The organism is Planctobacterium sp. R6 (assembly GCF_055755215.1).
This window is the reverse complement of record NZ_JBVTQY010000096.1, coordinates 1-1176: the sequence shown is the minus strand read 5'-3', so window position 1 is coordinate 1176 and position 1176 is coordinate 1. Positions and strand designations below refer to the sequence as shown.

General features: G+C 46.8%; 1 protein-coding gene and 1 other annotated feature. The gene reads right to left on the bottom strand.

Annotation, left to right across the window (positions count from 1 at the left end; all coding sequences use genetic code 11):
* Window positions 1-1126, bottom strand: a protein-coding gene (locus AC0J20_RS23290; protein WP_473023598.1) for an IS3 family transposase whose coding sequence is annotated in 2 segments (ribosomal slippage) — window positions 1-844 and window positions 844-1126 — 1127 coding nt annotated over the 2 segments. Because the reading frame shifts where the segments join, the coding sequence is not laid out codon by codon here. This gene is flagged as partial in the annotation.
* Window positions 732-848, bottom strand: a sequence feature (AL1L pseudoknot). It overlaps the preceding gene by 117 nt.
* Window positions 1127-1176: the final 50 nt, after the last annotated feature.

The window sequence follows — 1176 nt, the reverse complement described above, 5'->3', positions numbered from 1 at the left end:
TTGTTGAACCAGTCAACCCAATCTAGGGTGGCAAGTTCAACTTGCTCCAGCCCTTTCCATGGGCCATCTTTGTGGATGACTTCAGTTTTATATAGGCCGTTGATGGTCTCAGCTAAAGCGTTATCATATGAATCACCCACGCTGCCTACAGAAGCATTAAAGCCCGCTTCAGATAACCGTTCCGAGTAGCGAATCGAAACATATTGGCTACCACGATCACTGTGATGAATAACACCTTTGGGTTTTCCTCGTGCCCATAAAGCTTGCTCCAGCGCATCCAGAATTAACTGTGTTTGCATAGACTTCATCACACGCCAGCCGACAATCTTGCGTGAGAACACATCGGTTACAAAGGCGACATAGACAAAGCCAGACCAGGTCGCAACGTAGGTGATATCTGCCACCCACAGCTGATTAGGCCGCTGTGCCGTGAATTCACGATTCACTAAATCCTGTGGTTTAGTTGCACTGTCATCGGGAATGGTTGTAATACAACGACGACCACGGCGTACACCCTTAATCTCCAGCACTTTCATCAGTCGGGCTACAGTGCAACGAGCCACTGTAAAGCCTTCCCGTTTCATCTGTATCCAGACTTTTCTGGCACCATAGCACTGTCTGTTTTCTTGCCAGACTCGCATGATCTCAGGTTTTAATGCTTCATCACGATGATACCGCTGACAGCGTTGCTCTGGCTGAGCCTCCAGCGATTTACAACGGTAATAGGTTGATGGTGCAATTTGCACAACACGACAAATTGGCTCGACACCATACAACGAGCGATATAAATCAATAAATCTGACTATTTCTTCGGTTTGCGGTCGAGCTCCGCCTGAGCAAAAAATGCAGCGGCTTTTTTCAGGATCTCATTCGCCTGTTTCAGCTCTTTGTTCTCTCGTTCAAGCTCTTTGATTTTAGACGCTGCGTCAGAAGTCACACCGGCTCTCTTACCTGAGTCAACTTCCATTTTATTGACCCACGCTCTTAATGTTTCAGGCGTACATCCAATTTTTGATGCAACAGATACCATGGCAGCCCATCGGGAAGGGTGTTCATGTTCTGAGGTTAATACCATGCGAACTGCACGTTCGCGGACTTCTGGGGAATAACTTATTCTTTTGTTCATTGGCTAATTCTCTCAAGATAATTAGCCTCCGACAAACCCGGATTGATTCA